Annotated in this window: 14 protein-coding genes; 7 read left to right on the forward strand and 7 right to left on the reverse strand. The window is 70.2% G+C overall.

Annotated elements, in window-relative coordinates:
- Positions 1-24: 24 nt before the first annotated feature.
- The 4 genes from BLU81_RS13805 to BLU81_RS13820 form a co-directional block, all read right to left on the reverse strand.
- Positions 25-1,236, reverse strand: a complete 1,212-nt coding sequence (locus BLU81_RS13805) for an MFS transporter (protein WP_172890544.1) — start codon at positions 1,234-1,236, stop codon at positions 25-27.
- Between the two features lie 16 nt (positions 1,237-1,252).
- On the reverse strand, positions 1,253-3,052 hold the full coding sequence (gene asnB / locus BLU81_RS13810) for an asparagine synthase (glutamine-hydrolyzing) (protein ID WP_092544858.1): 1,800 nt from the start codon (positions 3,050-3,052) through the stop codon (positions 1,253-1,255).
- A gap of 63 nt (positions 3,053-3,115) precedes the next feature.
- Positions 3,116-4,876 (reverse strand): NAD-dependent epimerase/dehydratase family protein, encoded by a 1,761-nt coding sequence (locus BLU81_RS13815; protein ID WP_092557046.1) that lies wholly within the window; start codon positions 4,874-4,876, stop codon positions 3,116-3,118.
- 46 nt (positions 4,877-4,922) lie between these two features.
- Positions 4,923-5,699 carry a phytanoyl-CoA dioxygenase family protein gene (locus tag BLU81_RS13820; RefSeq protein ID WP_092544860.1) on the reverse strand — a complete coding sequence of 259 codons (777 nt, stop codon included), beginning with the start codon at positions 5,697-5,699 and terminating at the stop codon, positions 4,923-4,925.
- A 430-nt stretch (positions 5,700-6,129) separates the two neighbouring features.
- Between BLU81_RS13820 and BLU81_RS13825 the strand changes: the two genes are divergently transcribed.
- Complete coding sequence (locus tag BLU81_RS13825) at positions 6,130-6,726, forward strand: hypothetical protein (protein ID WP_092544862.1); 597 nt, start codon at positions 6,130-6,132, stop codon at positions 6,724-6,726.
- Positions 6,727-6,895: 169 nt separating this feature from the next.
- Positions 6,896-7,327: a hypothetical protein gene (locus BLU81_RS48250; RefSeq protein WP_231954502.1), complete on the forward strand. Its 432-nt coding sequence runs from the start codon at positions 6,896-6,898 to the stop codon at positions 7,325-7,327.
- Here the strand turns inward: BLU81_RS48250 and BLU81_RS13835 are convergent.
- From BLU81_RS13835 to BLU81_RS13845, 3 genes are all read right to left on the reverse strand, one after another.
- Entirely contained in the window at positions 7,267-8,034 is a 768-nt protein-coding gene (locus BLU81_RS13835; RefSeq protein WP_092544864.1) for a DedA family protein, read from the reverse strand. The genes BLU81_RS48250 and BLU81_RS13835 overlap by 61 nt on opposite strands.
- A 95-nt stretch (positions 8,035-8,129) precedes the next feature.
- The gene (locus tag BLU81_RS13840; RefSeq protein ID WP_092544866.1) at positions 8,130-8,507 is read right to left on the reverse strand and encodes a hypothetical protein; all 378 of its coding nucleotides are present in this window, start codon (positions 8,505-8,507) and stop codon (positions 8,130-8,132) included.
- A gap of 62 nt (positions 8,508-8,569) precedes the next feature.
- Positions 8,570-10,132, reverse strand: a complete 1,563-nt coding sequence (locus tag BLU81_RS13845; RefSeq protein WP_092544868.1) for a sensor histidine kinase — start codon at positions 10,130-10,132, stop codon at positions 8,570-8,572.
- Between the two features lie 264 nt (positions 10,133-10,396).
- Here BLU81_RS13845 and BLU81_RS13850 point away from each other — a divergent pair, with 264 nt between their 5' ends.
- From BLU81_RS13850 to BLU81_RS13870, 5 genes are all read left to right on the forward strand, one after another.
- The gene (locus BLU81_RS13850) at positions 10,397-11,317 is read left to right on the forward strand and encodes a hypothetical protein (protein ID WP_092544870.1); all 921 of its coding nucleotides are present in this window, start codon (positions 10,397-10,399) and stop codon (positions 11,315-11,317) included.
- Between the two features lie 67 nt (positions 11,318-11,384).
- Positions 11,385-12,392: a FecCD family ABC transporter permease gene (locus BLU81_RS13855; protein ID WP_231954503.1), complete on the forward strand. Its 1,008-nt coding sequence runs from the start codon at positions 11,385-11,387 to the stop codon at positions 12,390-12,392.
- On the forward strand, positions 12,389-13,414 hold the full coding sequence (locus tag BLU81_RS13860) for a FecCD family ABC transporter permease (protein ID WP_092544872.1): 1,026 nt from the start codon (positions 12,389-12,391) through the stop codon (positions 13,412-13,414). Before BLU81_RS13855 ends, BLU81_RS13860 begins: the two co-directional genes overlap by 4 nt.
- Positions 13,411-14,214 (forward strand): ABC transporter ATP-binding protein, encoded by an 804-nt coding sequence (locus BLU81_RS13865; protein WP_092544874.1) that lies wholly within the window; start codon positions 13,411-13,413, stop codon positions 14,212-14,214. The genes BLU81_RS13860 and BLU81_RS13865 overlap by 4 nt, the downstream gene beginning before the upstream one ends.
- The gene (locus BLU81_RS13870; RefSeq protein ID WP_092544876.1) at positions 14,211-15,215 is read left to right on the forward strand and encodes an ABC transporter substrate-binding protein; all 1,005 of its coding nucleotides are present in this window, start codon (positions 14,211-14,213) and stop codon (positions 15,213-15,215) included. Before BLU81_RS13865 ends, BLU81_RS13870 begins: the two co-directional genes overlap by 4 nt.
- Positions 15,216-15,219: the final 4 nt, after the last annotated feature.

The raw sequence follows: 15,219 nt of genomic DNA on the forward strand, positions 1-15,219 counted from the left end.
ATACCGCATGTGCTGACTCCACTTCTAGGGTGAGACGGCCCGCAGCCGCCGGATGGGTGCCACCAGCAGCAGGGCGATGGCGCAGCCGAGACTCATCACGGTCGCCAGCAGCAACAGCGGCCGGACGCCGAGCAGGTGGGTGGCCGGGCCGGAGATGACCTGGCCGAGGGGGACGGCCAGGATCGACCCGGCGATCTCGTACGCGGAGACGCGGTTGAGCCGGTCGGCCGGGATCTGGGTCTGGATCGTGGTGGCCCACTGCACGCCCCAGAACGCCCAGCCGAGCCCGCTCACCGCGTAGCCGAGCAGCAGCAGCGGGATCGACGGGGTCAGAGCCGCGGCCAGGGGCATCAGCGGGAAGAGGAACATCGCGATGCCACCGGCCAGCAACGGGCGCGTGGCCCGGATCCGGATCGCGACCAGGGCGCCGAGCACCGAGCCCGCGCCGAAGGCCGCCTCGGCGTACCCGAACGCGGCCTTACCGTGCTCACCGATGATCGACACCGCGCCGACCGGGGTGATCGGGCCCCAGACGAAGACGCCGAGCACCCACCAGATCAGGATGACCGCCCACAGCCAGGATCGGGAGCGGAAGTCGTCCCAGCCGAACCGCAGGTTCTCCAGCATCGAACCGGACCGGTCGACGGTGAACGCCGGCAGGCGCAGCGCGGCGAGGCAGATCCCGCTGATCACGAAGGTGGCGGCGTCGACGGTGAACGCCACCGCCGGTGTCGTGGTGGCGACCAGGACGCCGCCGATCGCCGGGCCGGCCATGGTGGCCAGTCCCTGGCTGACCCGGACCACCCCGTTGGCCTTCTGCACGTCGGTGGAGACCTGCGGCACCAGGCTGTTCAGGCCGGGCTGGAACATCGCTGTCGCGAGACCGCCGATCAGCGAGGTGCCGATCAGGAACCACAGTGGGGTGTCGCCGGCCCAGATCCAGGCGGCCAGGGCCAACTGGACCACCGCGCGGACCACGTCGGCGCCGATCATCTGGGGCCGGGGGTGGAAGCGGTCCGCGAACACCCCGCCGAACACGACGAAGAGCGCGAACGCTCCCATCCAGGCGCCGAGGGCGTAGCCGATGCCGCTCACGCCGTAGCCGAGGCCGAGCATAGCGACCGCCAGGGCGACCGGAACCATCGTGTCGCCCAGCACCGACATGATGCGGGCGGTGAAGTACAGGGTGAAGTTGCGGTTCCACAGGCGCACGGGCGGAGCGTCGGTCACAGCCATCTGGAAAGTTCCTTTGCTATTGGAGGGACAGCTCGACACCATAGGTGCTGATCCAGCTGTCCACTTGCAACACGGTCTCCAGCACGGCGCGGCTGACGCCGCCTTCCAGAGCCTTCACCCCGATTTCCCGTACGTCCTTCAGGAACCGTTGCGACAGCAGCGGGCCGATCGCGCTCGCCGGATCACCGGCCAGCGTCACCACCCGCTCGCGCAGCACCTGGTCGTAGATCCGGTCCCGCAGGTTCGGGTAGGGCAGCTTGACCCGGTTCGCCACCGGCTCCGGCAGCAGGTCCTTCATCGCCGCCCGCAGCAGGCTCTTCTCCCGGCCGTCGAAACTCTTCATCGCCCAGGGGATGTTGAAGGTGTAGTCGACCAGCCGGGGATCGGCGAACGGGATCCGCACGTCCAGCCCGGACGCCATGCCGAGCCGGTCGAGGCGATCGAACAGGACCCGCGAGTGCCGGGTGTGCGCCAGATAGGTGACCTCCCGGAACCGGGCCTCGGTCTTGTCGTCGAGGTGGTCGCCGGCCGCGATCTCGGCGAGCGCCGCCCGGTGACAGTCGTATTCATAACCGGCCAGGTCGAGCCCGGCGAGCAGCGCCGGATCGAAGACGACGTCGTTGCCGGCGAACCGCGGCCGGCCCTCGTGGACCCACGGGAACGTGTCGGTCATGACCAGTTCGGGCAGCCGCAGCCAGTTGTAGCCGCCGAACACGTCGTCGCCGAGTTCGCCGGAGAGCGCGGCGGGCGAGTGCTCGCGGGCGGTCCGGAACAGCAGGTGCAGCGACGCGTACTGGTCGCCCTTGTTGATCGGGATGTCGTAGGCGGCCAGCACCGACGCCCGCAGCTGCGGGTCGAGCAGCCGCCCGGTGTCCAGCGGCAGCTCACGGTGGTCGGTGCCGACGTGGTCGGCGAGCATTCTGGCGTAGAGGTGGTCGTCGTTGCCGGGCGCGCCCGAGTCGTGGGCCGGGTCGCGGTCGCTGACGGCCAGGGAGAGCAGCGGGCCGCGGCCCTGCCGGTTCGCCTCCTGAACGGCCAGGGCGGTCAGGCTGCTGGAGTCGAGCCCGCCGGAGAGCAGTGAACAGGGCAGCGCGTCGCCGGCGAGGCGTTCGGCGACGATGCTCTCCAGCATCTCCCGGACGGTGCCGATGGTGCGGTCCAGCGAGTCGGGGTGATCCCGGACCGCGAGACGCCAGTAGGGCTGCTCGTCCAGGCCGGCTCTGGTCACCCGTACGACATGACCGGGTTTGACCTCTCGCATGCCGCGGAAGATCGCGTGGCCCGGCACCCGGGCGACGGACAGGATGTCGCGGAGCCCGTCGGTGTCCAGGACGGCCCGGAAACCGGGATGCGCGAGGATGACCTTGGGCTCGGAGCCGAAGATCACCCCGTCCGGAGTGGGCGCGAAGAACAGCGGCTTGACGCCCATCTGGTCCCGGACCAGGAGCAACTCCTGACGGCGGACGTCCCAGACCGCGAAGGCGTAGGTGCCGCGCAGGTGACCGGCCAGGTCGGGCCCCCACTCCAGGTAGGCCCGCAGCACCAGCTCCCGGTCGCCGGCGCCGGACGCTCCGAGACGGGCCCGGATCTCGGCCCGGTTGTGGATCTGTCCGGCGAAGGTCACCACGGCGTGTGGTGACGGCTCACCGGCCGCGGCGGCCGGCTGTCCGCGATGGGCCAGCACCGCGTGCTCGAAGGACCAGACGGTGCCGGTGCCGGGGGCTCGCCGTGCCAGGGTGGTGGTCATGGCGTGCGCGACGTCCAGCTCCGGGGAAACGTCCCGAACGAAATCGACCCAGCCCGCAATGCCGGACATGAGACTCCTCTGAAAAGTCGTGGGGGTGGTGCCGGGGCGCCCGAGGACGCCCCGGCGGTGGGGTCAGATCCGGTGGTCGTTGGCGCCGTGGATGTCGCAGGCGTACCACTGGGCCAGGGCGCGCATGCCCTCGAAGATCGGCGCGGTCGGCCGCCACCGCAGCTCGGCGGTGATCAGGCCGGTCTCCAGAGCCCAGTGCTCGGCGGGCCCGTCGACGGTTTCCCAGGGCGTCTTGCGGGAGGCCTCGGCCAGCAGAGCGGCCAGTTCCTGTTCGCCGTACGTCGCCGAGGCCACGTTGAGCACCGGCCGGGCCGCCGGGGCGGACAGCACGGCGCCGATCGCGCCGGCCATGTCCCGGTAGTCCAGCACGTGGTGCACGCCGTCCGGGTTGAGCCGCAGCGGCTGGCGGGTCCATGCCAGGTGGACGAACTCCCGTGGGGTGGTGCCGTCCGGGGCGTACGGGCCGACCGGTGCGGCGAGCCGCAGGACCTGGACCGGGATCCCGCTGTCCCGGCAGCGTTGTTCGGCGAGCCACCACTGCCGGGCCACCGGATCGGCGGGTTCACCGGTGACCGACGACTCGGTGGCCGGTCCCGCCCCGAGACCCCGGTAGACCGCGGTGGAGGAGAGGTAGACGAGCCGGCCGGCCACCGCGAGCACGCCGTCCAGCAATGTCGCGTCCTCGGCGGGGCTGCCGAGGTGCACCACGGAAGCGGTGTCCCCGATGTCGGCCGGGGCGGCCACGTAGGACGCCCGGAACCCGAGATCGCCCAGCAGCGCGGCCAGTTGGCGGCCGGCGTCCCGGTCGGGGCCGGTGACGGCCACCCGTGGGCTCACCGCGGGTGCCGGGTCCTGACGTCCCTGGTGGAGCGCCTGCAGCGCCAGGTCACGGACCGGGTGTGACAGGGCGATCAGCTCGTCGACGGTGTACTCCTCGCACAGGCCGCCCGCCCCCAGGGTCTCCATCACCGCGGCGGCGACCGACGGGTCCGGCTCGGGTTCGTCGGCGGTGACGGCGCCGATAGCGAAGGCGGTCAGCCAGACCGCCCGGCTGATCCGGCCGGGCAGCTCGGTGGCCGCCGCCGCGTAACCGGCCAGGCAGCGGTCCAGCACGCCGATCCGGCTCAGGTAGCGATCGGTCTCGACGTAGTCCCAGTCCGCACCGTCCCGCACGGCGCAGCGGGCGTCGCCGTACTGGTAGAACGGCACCACGTCGAACCGGGCGGCGTCGTACGACTCCGGTTCGCCCGCCTTGCCGGTGTAGAGGGTGGCCTGCCGGTAGCCGTGGTAGCTGTTGCCGGCCAGGCTGGGCAGTTCGGTGTGCTGGACCGTGCTCGGGGTGCAGAACCGCACCGGGATGCCACGGGCGTTCAGGTAACGCTGCACGACCACGTCGTACGGCCAGCCGTCGCCGTGTTCCTCCTGGTAGGCGGCGTAACCGCGGGCGACCTCGGCAGGCAGCATCAGCGCCTGGCACGGCGTGTGCTCCTGCAGGGTGTACGCCCACTCCACGCCGGTCAGCGCGGCCAGCCGGGCCACCGCGCCGTTACGGGCCTCCCATCCGGCGTAGAACGAGATCGCCTCGCCCGGCGCCGCCGCGGCCGCCCGCTCGGCGTGGTCGAAGAATCCGTCGGCCAGCTCCACGTCGTCCTGGAGCACCAGGTGGTGGGTGGCGTCCGGCGGCACACACGACCAGGTCAGCGGGGCGGTGCGCAGGGCGGTCGGACGGCCGGACGGATCGGGGTCGGTGACGACCAGGATCCGGCCCGCCGGGTCGGCGTCGGCGATGAGCTGGGCTTCGGCGAGGCGCTTCGGGTGCGCCATCACCGCTCCGCTCAGGGTCACGGGCTGTCGTGATGTCACCGGTGCCTCAGTTCTCGGCGAAGTCGGCGTTGCGGACCTTGCGCTCGTTGTCCTCCAGGCCGTGGTCCATGCCCTGTTCCCGTTCGAGCGCGATCATCGAGGCCGGGCGGTAGTTGAGGATGTACGCCCGGCGCTGCAGCCCGGTGGTGTTGCCCCGCGAGTAGTGCAGTGTGGTGCCGGAGTGGGCGGCACCCTGACCGGGCGAGAGCGGCACCGCGGTCGCGCCGGGCTCGTCCTCGGAGCAGTCACATTCGATGTTGCTGCCGTCGCTGGTCGGGCGGTGGACTCGCAGCGGCTGCCGGTGCGAGTCCCGGACGTACCACATGCAGCCGTTGTCCGGCACGGCCTCGTCGAGGGCCACCCAGATGGAGACGGCGCGCTTGTCGGGCAGGTCGATCCAGTACGCCGCGTCCTGGTGCCAGGGCGTCGCGACACCGCTGTGCGGGGCCTTGTGGATCAGCATGTCGAAGTCGAGGATCGCGTCGTCGCCGATCAGCTCCTTGGCGATGGCCAGTCCCCGGACGTGCAGCGGCATCTCGATCAGCTGCTTGTACAGGTCGGACGGCCACATGATCTGCGTGATGTTCTCCCTTTCGGCGTCCTTGCGGGGCACGTGCGATCCCAGGTCGGAACGCTTGTCGCCACTCTCGATATCGCCACTGATGAAACGGTCGTAAATAGCGCGGTACGTTTCGACCTCATCCGGCGTGAGAATGGAGTCAATAACAGCGAAACCGTTCTGGTGGAATTCTTTGGACAGGTCGGTGCCGGCACTAACGGACATGACGGATCCCTTTCTCGAAACAGATGACTCACACGCCGCCGGCGGAACCCGGGCAGGCGGAATCGACCTGGGACACCGCGATGTGTCCAGGCGTATCAGCTGGTGGAAGGCCACTCGGCGATCAGACGCCGAGGGCGGGATGGGTTCCGGCTACGCCCGACGCGCAGCACCCTGGATGTGAAGCATTCCCTCTGACCCCCGTCAATGTTCTGCAACTTGCACGACCCTACCAACAGGTTTCTTAACAGAACAACCCCGTTACCCTCCGCAGTGGATGCACCGAGGGCCGGTAACCAGGAAACCCAAGGCCAAAGAGTGTGCGGATCGGCAAGTGATCCAGGTTACATTGTGGTTCTTGATTCAGCCTGCTGTGATCCTGGCGAAAACGGCCCGCCTCCCATTCGGGCCGGTGAATTCAGGAGGATCCGTCATGACGGTCGTGCGCGCACACCATCACCACAACCCCTATGACCATCTGTTCGGCGGCGACGAGTTCGACGAACTGCTGCGGGACCTCGGACAGCGGCGCGCGGCCAGCATCGAACACCACCACCGGGCCGGGACGTACCCGCGCGCCGCCATGGGGTTCGTCATCCTGGACCCGACCGCGGGCCCCTGGGTCCCGAACACCTCGGCGGTACTGGGTGCCATCACGATCGGGCCGGACAGCGAGCGTTTCCTGCCCAACGCCGCCGCCAAAGCCGGCGGCCACCGGCGGCTGGGCCGCAACTACGGCGAGGCGGTCCTGGTCGACCCGCATCTGTGCGGGCGGGCCGCGTTCCGGTACGGCCACTCCGCACAGGTCCGCGGAGTCATCGTCGGCGCCAGCTCACAGGCCCCCGACCAGGATCTCTACGAAGCGGGACAGCTGGCCGCCGACTTCGTCACCGCGATCGCCGCACGGCAGGCCGGCTGGGAGTCGAAGACCGGCGAGACCGACTGGCTGTCCGCCGACGACCGCCCCGACCGGGAATACCGCGACATGGTGTCCTTCTTCGATGCCGGAGCACCTGCCGATCGGCCATGATGCCCCCGGCCACCTCGCGGACCGTCGTTACTGGCGCTCCGCGCGATACCGTCACCTGACGTGAACGAAGCGCAACCGGCACGGCCTACGTTGCGGGCATGACGAACCCGCATGTGCTCTTCATCCACTGGACAGCAAGCCGATCCCGATCGGGCACTCGTTCGGCGGCATGATCGCCCAGAAGCTCCTCGGCCAGGACCTCGCCGCGGCGGCCGTCGCGATCGACGCCGCGCAGGTCAAGGGGGTGCTGCCGCTGCCGCTGCCCTCGCGGCGGGTCACCTTCCCGGTCGTCAAGAACCCGGCCAACCGCAACCGGTCGGTGTCGCTGACGGCCGAGCAGTTCCGGTACGCAGCACGGCCTCTGAGCAGTCCGACCAGGCCGCCGCCGGCGCGGCCACCGGCCGTTTCACCGAACCGGACGAGGCCCCGACCTGGTCCTGCTGCTGGCCAGCGACCGAGCCGGCACCGACAGTGGCCTGACCGCACTGTGTGGTGGGTTGGGGTTCGGATCGCACCCCAACCCACTACAGAAGTGGACCGTCAGTGGTGGTCGCTGGGCACCCGGGCCGTGCCGCGGGCCGGGTGCCGTGGGGTCGGGTAGTGGTTCGGGCTGCCGAGCCCGTCGAAGTCCGCGGCCACATGCCCGTCCACGTCGGCCTCGGCCGGGTCGACCCCGGCAGCCAGGGCCCGGCGGCGGGCCAGCACCCGGCGCACCACCAGGAAGATCACGAACGAGATCCCGAGGCCCAGCACGACCTTGCTGAGCGGGCTGAGGTAGCCCTCGACGCTCTCCCAGTTGTCGGCGAGCGTCCAGCCCGCGCCGATCAGCGCGGCGTTCCAGATGCCACTGCCGACCGTGGTGAACACGATGAACCGGATCAGCGGCATGCGGGCGACACCGGCCGGCAGCGAGATCAGGCTCCGCACGATCGGGATGCAGCGGGCCACCAGGACCAGCCAGCTGCCGTACTTCTCGAAGAGCGCGTAACCCCGCTCCACGTCCGCCCGGGTGGCGAGCACGAACCAGCGTTTCCCGGCGAGGGCGTGCAGCCGGTCGTAGCCGAGCAGGGCGCCGACGTAGTAGAGCACCAGCGCACCGGCGACCGCGCCGATGGTGGCGGTGATCCAGACGGCGATCAGGTTGAGATCACCGGCTCGCGCGTGGAATCCGGCGAGCGGCAGGATCAGCTCCGAGGGGATCGGCGGGATCACCGTCTCCAGGAAGAGCAGCAATCCCACGCCGACCGCGCCGAGGCCGTCAACCAGGCGAAAGACCCATTCGGTGATCAAGTCGGTGATACCACCCATGCAACAGTCGTCTCCCGCTCCGTGGCCGGCGGCCGTCGCCGGTCCCCTTCGCCGCCGAAGATACGTGCGCTACCTGCACACCTGCTGTGAGACGGTCACAGGATCCCGGTGGTGGCGAACGAGTAGGCCATCACGGCGCCGGTGACCGCCCAGACGATCACGATGTGCCCGGCGATGGTCAGAGCCGTACGGGCCGCGGTGGGCGCGGACGGCCCCCGCTGCGCGAAGTTGACGGCCGCGAACGGCGACACCGCCATCAGGACCGCGACGAGCACTGCGGGCGGCGCCCAGAGCACGTCGCTGTCGTCGCATTCACTGCCGAAGCACACGATCGTCGCCAGCGCGGTGAGCAGGAAGTACAGCACCGGCACCGTCACGGTGAGCAGGCCGGCGACGAGGACCGTGGTCGCCTTCCCGGAGCGCGGCAACCAGGACGAAGGGGTCGGGGTGGCGTAAATCGGTTCGGTGGACACGCTGTCGAACCGTACAGCAAGGTATGAATGTCTTTCATGTTTGGTTCGGTAAAGTTTCCGACCTAACGAGTCAGCGGCTCCCGGGGCAGCCGGACCACGAACGTGGTGCCGGGCCCGGCGGTGTCGGCCACGGCGATCGTGCCGTGATGCCGCTCGATGATCGTCCGGGTGATGACCAGGCCCAGCCCGGTTCCGGGGATCTTGGCGGCCACCGCCGTCGACGCCCGGTAGAAACGCCGGAACAGCCGGGACCGCTCCTCCGGCGGAATCCCGATGCCGGTGTCGGCCACCGCCCAGGTCACCCAGCCGGGCCGGTCCGCGTCCGGGCCCGCGGTGACCGTGATCGTGCCGCCCCGCGGGGTGTACTTGACCGCGTTGGCCAGCAGATTGTCGGCCACCTGCCGGAGCCGGTCCGGATCGCCGGTCACCGGCAGCCGGGCCGGCAGGTCGGTCCGCACGGTGAGGTCCTTGGCGCTGGCCGCGATCACGGCGGAGGTGATGCTCTCGTGCAGCAGTCCAGCCAGGTCCAGCTCAGCCGTCCGGATCTCCAGGCTGCCGGACTCCAGCCGGGCCAGGTCGAGCAGGTCGTCGGCCATCACACTGAGCCGTTTCGCGCTGGTCTCGATGATCCCTAGATGCCGGTGCCGTTCCGCGGCGGCGATGTCGTCGTCGAGCAGGGCGATTGTACCGAGAATGACGGCCAGCGGATTGCGCAGCTCATGTGTGACCAGGGTGAGGAACTCGTCCTTGGTCCGGGCCAGGTCGATGGCGAGTTCCTCGGCGCGGCGCCGCTCCAGGTACTGCCCGACATGCGCGGCCAGCCCGGAGAGCAGGCCGATCAGGGTGGTGTCGGACTTCTCGGCCCGGTCACCGAAGACACAGAGAGCGCCGAGCACTTGGGGCCCACTGCGGATCGGCACACCGACCGCGACCCGCAGGCCGACCCGGGCGGCGGCCTGACGGCGCGGCGACGAGGCATCGGCGGCCAGGTCCGGCACCCAGTGCGGGCGGCCGTCCCGGTAGACCGCGCCGGGCAGTCCGGAGTCCCGCGCCATCTCGGGCAGCGCGAACCCGGTCAGGTCCCGGCGGGCCCGGTTGTGGCGGGCGATGCAGATCAGCGCCGCCCGGTCGGGGTCGAACAACCACAGTTCGCAGACCGGCCATCCCATCCGCACGCCCAGTGCCTCGACCACCCGAACCGCCGCGTCGTCGCTGCTCGGCGCTTCCGCCAGGGCCCGCAGGACGGCTGCTTCGACCATGATGAACCGGCTGCCCCGCAGGGCTACCGACACGTCGTGGGCGAGCGCGTGCACGACCTCGCCGGTGATGGTCAGGATGGTCTCGACCGGCAGCTCGTGGCCGTCCCGGTGGATCGCGGTGAACTGTAGACGGCGTTCGAGGAACCGGCCCGGGTCACCGCCGGCGATACGCCGCAGCGCCTCCCGATAGCTGTCCCGGTGCCGGTTCGCAATGATCAGCCGGACGACGTCGGCGCCGATCGCCTGGTCCCGGGTCCAGCCGAAGGTCGCCTCGGCCGCCGGATTCCACTCCACCACCCGGCCGTCGCCGGTGACCGCCACGTACGCCTCGGAGATCACCGCGAGTACCGCCGCCGAGTGGTTCATCAGGGCTCGATCGTCAGGTTCCCGGCGTCGGCCGCCATGAGGACACGTTCCACCGGCTCAACCTAGGTGCCGATGACAGCGGTGTCCCGGAATTCCCGGTTCCTCACCCGTGTCGTGCAGATGGGCAGATGTGACGTGGGGACACGGCCAGCCGCTGGTGGCCGAGCTGTTGTCACTCGTACCGGCGGCAATGATCCTGGGTCGTGCCTTGACCGGCAAGCGCGGGCACTGGCCGTCCGCCACGACATCGAGTTGAATGACTGCATGCTGAATAGCCTCGTCTACCTGCTGACAGGCAGCCTTCTCGCCGCGGTCATCGGGCTTCCGGGCTGGTGGGTCGTGGACCGGAACACCGTCAGCGACGCGGACCTGCAACGGGAGTCGGCGCGGCTGGTGCAGGAGTACGTACCGAGCTGTGACGGCGAGACGATGCGCCCCGGAGACACCTGCCTCGCCTACGGCAAGGGCTCCGGCGGCCGGGCCGGGTCGTACGAGCGTCTGGTGGAGCAGCACACGAGCAGCGTCGCGCCGGCCGAACTGGCCAGGACTCACCGCAACTGGCGCTGGTTCGGCCAGGGACTCGAGGCACTGGCCGGAGCCGTACTGCTGATCGGGGTGCTCGTCGCTCTGGTCTCGCTGGTGAAGGAACTTCGGCTGCGCTCGGTTCTGCGCCGGGCCGCGGCGGGCCGGCGGGTTCTGGCCGCCGATCACGGCTGGACCTACACCGACGTGCACAAGACCCTGGCCAAGCAATCCGCGGCCGGGATCTTCGTCCGCGACGGGACAGCGACCGGAGTCGTCGACGGCGTCCGGGACGGCACACCGTTTCAGATGTACACCCATGTCACGAACCTGGCCTACACCGAGGCCAGAGCCGTCTACCGGGTGACACTGCCCGTCTCTCTCCCCCAGTTCAGCGGGTACCCCGGGCAGTCCAGAAGCATCAGTAGCGCCGAGGATCCGCTGGTCGGCCGCTGGCTCGTGAAGACGCTCGGTCCCGCGCTCACCGATTCCACGTTGCCGAAGTTCACCGTCGACGGAACGGATCTGGTCGCCGAGACCCGGGCCGGATCCGATCCGGAGGCCATGCTGACTGTCCTGGACCGCACTCTGGAACTGCGCCGCCGGTTGGTCGCCGCGGCGGAGAAGGCGCCACCGGTTCCGGCCAGCGGCGCTTCGGCCTGATCAGGACCCGGCTGTCCTTGATCACATCGAGTTGACCAGAAAATAAAGGTAGCCTTACCTTACCTCCGTGCGACCCTCACTCATCCGAAGACTCGGTGTCTTCGCCGGGACGGTGGCCGTCCTCGGCGTGGCCGTCGTCCTCAGCCTGATGGTGGGCCGGCAGGCGATCTCCCCAGTGGACGTCCTCCACGCGCTGATGCCCGGCGCGACCGGCGACAACGCTGACATCGTCCGTGGACTCCGGCTCGAACGAACCGTCATCGGCCTGGTCGCCGGTGCGGCCTTCGGCGGTGCCGGCGCCCTCATGCAGGCCCTCACCCGCAACCCGCTCGCCGATCCCGGCCTGCTCGGCGTCAACGCCGGAGCCGCCGCCGCGGTGGTGACCGGCTTCGCGGTCTTCGGTGTCACCGACGGTTTCGCACAGACCTGGCTCGGCCTGGCCGGCGCCGCCATCGCGTCGGTCGCCGTCTACCTGCTCGGCAGCGGCTCCCAGTCGGCGGCCACCCCGGCCCGGCTCGCCCTGGCCGGGGCCGCGCTGACCGCGGTGCTGTTCTCCTACATCACCGCACTGTCCATGCGTGACCAGGACAGCTATAACGAGATGCGGTTCTGGGTGGTCGGCTCGGTGGTCAACCGCGGCATGGACCGGCTGCTGCTCGCACTGCCGCTGATCCTGGCCGGCGTCGTGATCGCGTTGCTGGTGACCCGGTCGTTGAACGCGATCGCGTTCGGCGACGACACCTCGAAAGCCCTCGGCCTCGGTCTCGGCAAGGCCCGGATCGCCACCGCCGTCGCCATCACCCTGCTCTGCGGCGCCGCCACCTCGGTCGCCGGGCCGTTCGTCTTCGTCGGACTCGCCGTACCGCACGTGGCCCGGATCCTGGCCGGCGCCGACCAGCGCAAGGTGATCCCCCTGTCGATGCTGCTCGCGGCCGCGTTCCTGGTCCTCTGCGACACCCTCGGCCGGATCGTCTCCAGCGGCGCCGAGATCGAGGCCGGCGCGGTGACCGCCATCCTGGGAGCCCCCTTGTTCATCGCTCTCGTGCGCCGCCGCACCCTGACGGCCACCTCATGACCCTCTTGAAAGCGGGCCCCTTCTCGGTACGGGTTCGCCACCGCAGCCTGCTCGTCAGCGTCGTCCTGCTCGCGCTGCTGGCCGCGGCCCTGCTCGCGACCCTCGCGGCCGGGGTCAACGCGTTCCCGATCCCGCGCGTGATCGCCGCCGTCCTCGGTGACGGCACCCCCGCCGAGAACCTGATCATCGGCGAACTGCGCCTGCCCCGAGCCGTCGTCGCCGCCCTGGTCGGCATCGCGTTCGGAGTCTCCGGCGGCATCTTCCAGTCGATCACCCGCAACCCGCTCGGCAGCCCCGACGTCGTCGGCTTCAGCGTCGGCGCCTCCACCGGCGCCCTCGTTGTCCTGCTCGTCCTCAAAGGCAGCCTGGCCGCCACCTCACTCGGCGCCGTCGCCGGTGGCACGGTGACCGCCGCGCTCGTGTTCGCACTGTCCTCCCGGGGCGGCGTCGCCCCACTGCGGCTGGTCCTGGTCGGCATCGGCCTGGGCGCCGCCCTGAACGCCCTGAACTCGCTGCTGATCGTGCGCGCCCAGGTCTACGACGCGCAGAGCGCCTCGGCGTGGCTGGTCGGCAACCTGGTCGGCCGCGACTGGGACGAAGCCCGCCTGGTCGGCGGGGTCCTGATAGCCGGCTTCGTGCTGAGCCTGGTCCTGCACCGGCCGCTGTCGCTGAGCGAGTTCTCCGACGAACGGTCCGCCAGCTTCGGCCTGTCCACCGACCGGACCCGGCTGCTCGCCGTCGGCACCGGCGTCCTGCTCGCCTCGGGTGCCGTCGCCGTCGCCGGGCCGATCCAGTTCATCGCCCTCACCGCCCCCCAGGTCGCCCGCCGGCTGACCGGCGCGCCGGGCCCCAACCTCGTCGCCTCCGGACTGACCGGCGCGCTGCTCCTGGTACTCGCCGACCTGGCGGCCCGCGAGGCGTTCCAGCCGCGGCAGCTGCCGGTCGGCGTCCTCACCGGCCTCGTCGGAGGCCTGTATCTCGCGTGGCTACTGAGCCGCGAATGGCGAAAGGGCAGAGCATGACCTCGCGACTGCGGGCCGAACAGGTCACGCTCGGCTACGACGGCCGGGCGATCGTGCACGACCTGGACCTGACCGTGCCGGACGGGTCGTTCACCGCCATCGTCGGCGCCAACGGCAGCGGCAAGTCCACCCTGCTGCGCGGGCTCGCCCGGCTGATGAAACCGCAGGGCGGCGCGGTCATCCTGGACGGCAAGGCCATCCACGACCACCCGTCCAAGGAGGTCGCCCGCCGGCTCGGGCTGCTCCCCCAGTCCCAGTCCGCGCCGGAGGCGATCAGCGTCGCCGACCTGGTGGCCCGCGGCCGCTACCCGCACCAGTCACTGTTGCGCCAGTGGTCACCCGCCGACCAGACCGCGGTGACCGCCGCCCTGGAACTGACCGACACCTCCGGTCTCGCCACCCGAGGATTCCACGAACTGTCCGGCGGCCAGCGGCAACGGGTCTGGCTGGCGATGGCCCTCGCGCAGGAGACCGACATCCTGCTGCTCGACGAGCCGACCACCTACCTGGACATCGCCCACCAGATCGACGTGCTCGACCTGTGCGCCCGGCTCCGCCGCGAACGCGGCTCCACCCTGGTCGCGGTCCTGCACGACCTGAACCTCGCCGCCCGCTACGCCACCAACCTGGTGGCCATGAAGGACGGCCGGATCGTGGCCGAGGGCGACCCCACCACGATCATCACCCCCGAACTCATCGAAGAGGTCTTCGGGCTCGCCTGCCGCATCATCACCGACCCCGAGTCGAAGACGCCTCTGGTCATCCCGCGTCACACCCCTGAGAGGACCCCCACTTCATGATCAATAAAATTGCCGGTACGGCCATGGCGCTCGTCGCGTCACTCGCCCTGACCGCTTGCGGTGGTGGCACCGAGGCCGCCACCACCGACAGCGCCGCCTCCACCGCGCCCGCCGGCCCGTTCGAATACACCGACGCCCTCGGCAAGGCCATCAAGCTGGACAAGGCGCCGTCCGTCGTCGTCGCGCAGAGCAGCGTCGCCGCCGCACTGCTGGACGCCGGTTTCCAGGTCAAGGGCGCCTACGGCGAACTGAAGCCGGACGCCGCAGGCAAGCTCAGCTACCAGGCCGGTTCGCTGGACCTCAACAAGATCACGGTGGTCGGCAGCACCTACGGTGAGTTCGACACCGAGAAGTACGCGCTGATGAACCCGGAACTGCTCGTCGACTACACGTTCGACGCCAAGACCCTCTGGTACGTCCCGGCCGCCCAGTCCGAGAAGATCCTCGGCCTCGCGCCCGCCGCCGCCGTCCCCGGCAACTACGAGACCACCGACGAAGCCATCGAGACCTTCGTCGACCTGGCCGGCAAACTCGGCGCCGACACCGCCCGGACCGACCTGACCACCGCCAAGGCCGACTACACCACCGCCCTCACCGCCATCGGTGAAGCCGCCAAGGCGTCCGGTCTCAAGGTCGCCATCATGTCGCCGGGCACCGACAGCCTCTACGTCGCCGACCCCGCGTACCTGCCCGAGGGCAACACCCTGAAGAAGGCCGGCCTCGACGTGGTCAGCCCGGAGAACCCGAAGAAGGAGGTCTTCGCGCAGCTCAGCTGGGAGCAGGCCACCCAGTTCACCGACGCCGACGTGATCCTGGTGGACGCCCGCACCTACGACGCCGGCAAAGCCGACCTGGCGAAGGTCGCGACCTGGGCGAACCTGCCCGCTGTCAAGGCCGGTCAGGTCTACAACTGGTACGCGGCCGCGCCGTACTCCTACCAGTCGTACGCGAAGATCTACGCCGAGCTGGCCGCCCAGCTCAAGGCCGCGAAGAAGCTCTGACCCA

It is taken from the genome of Actinoplanes derwentensis (assembly GCF_900104725.1).
Classification (GTDB): domain Bacteria; phylum Actinomycetota; class Actinomycetes; order Mycobacteriales; family Micromonosporaceae; genus Actinoplanes; species Actinoplanes derwentensis.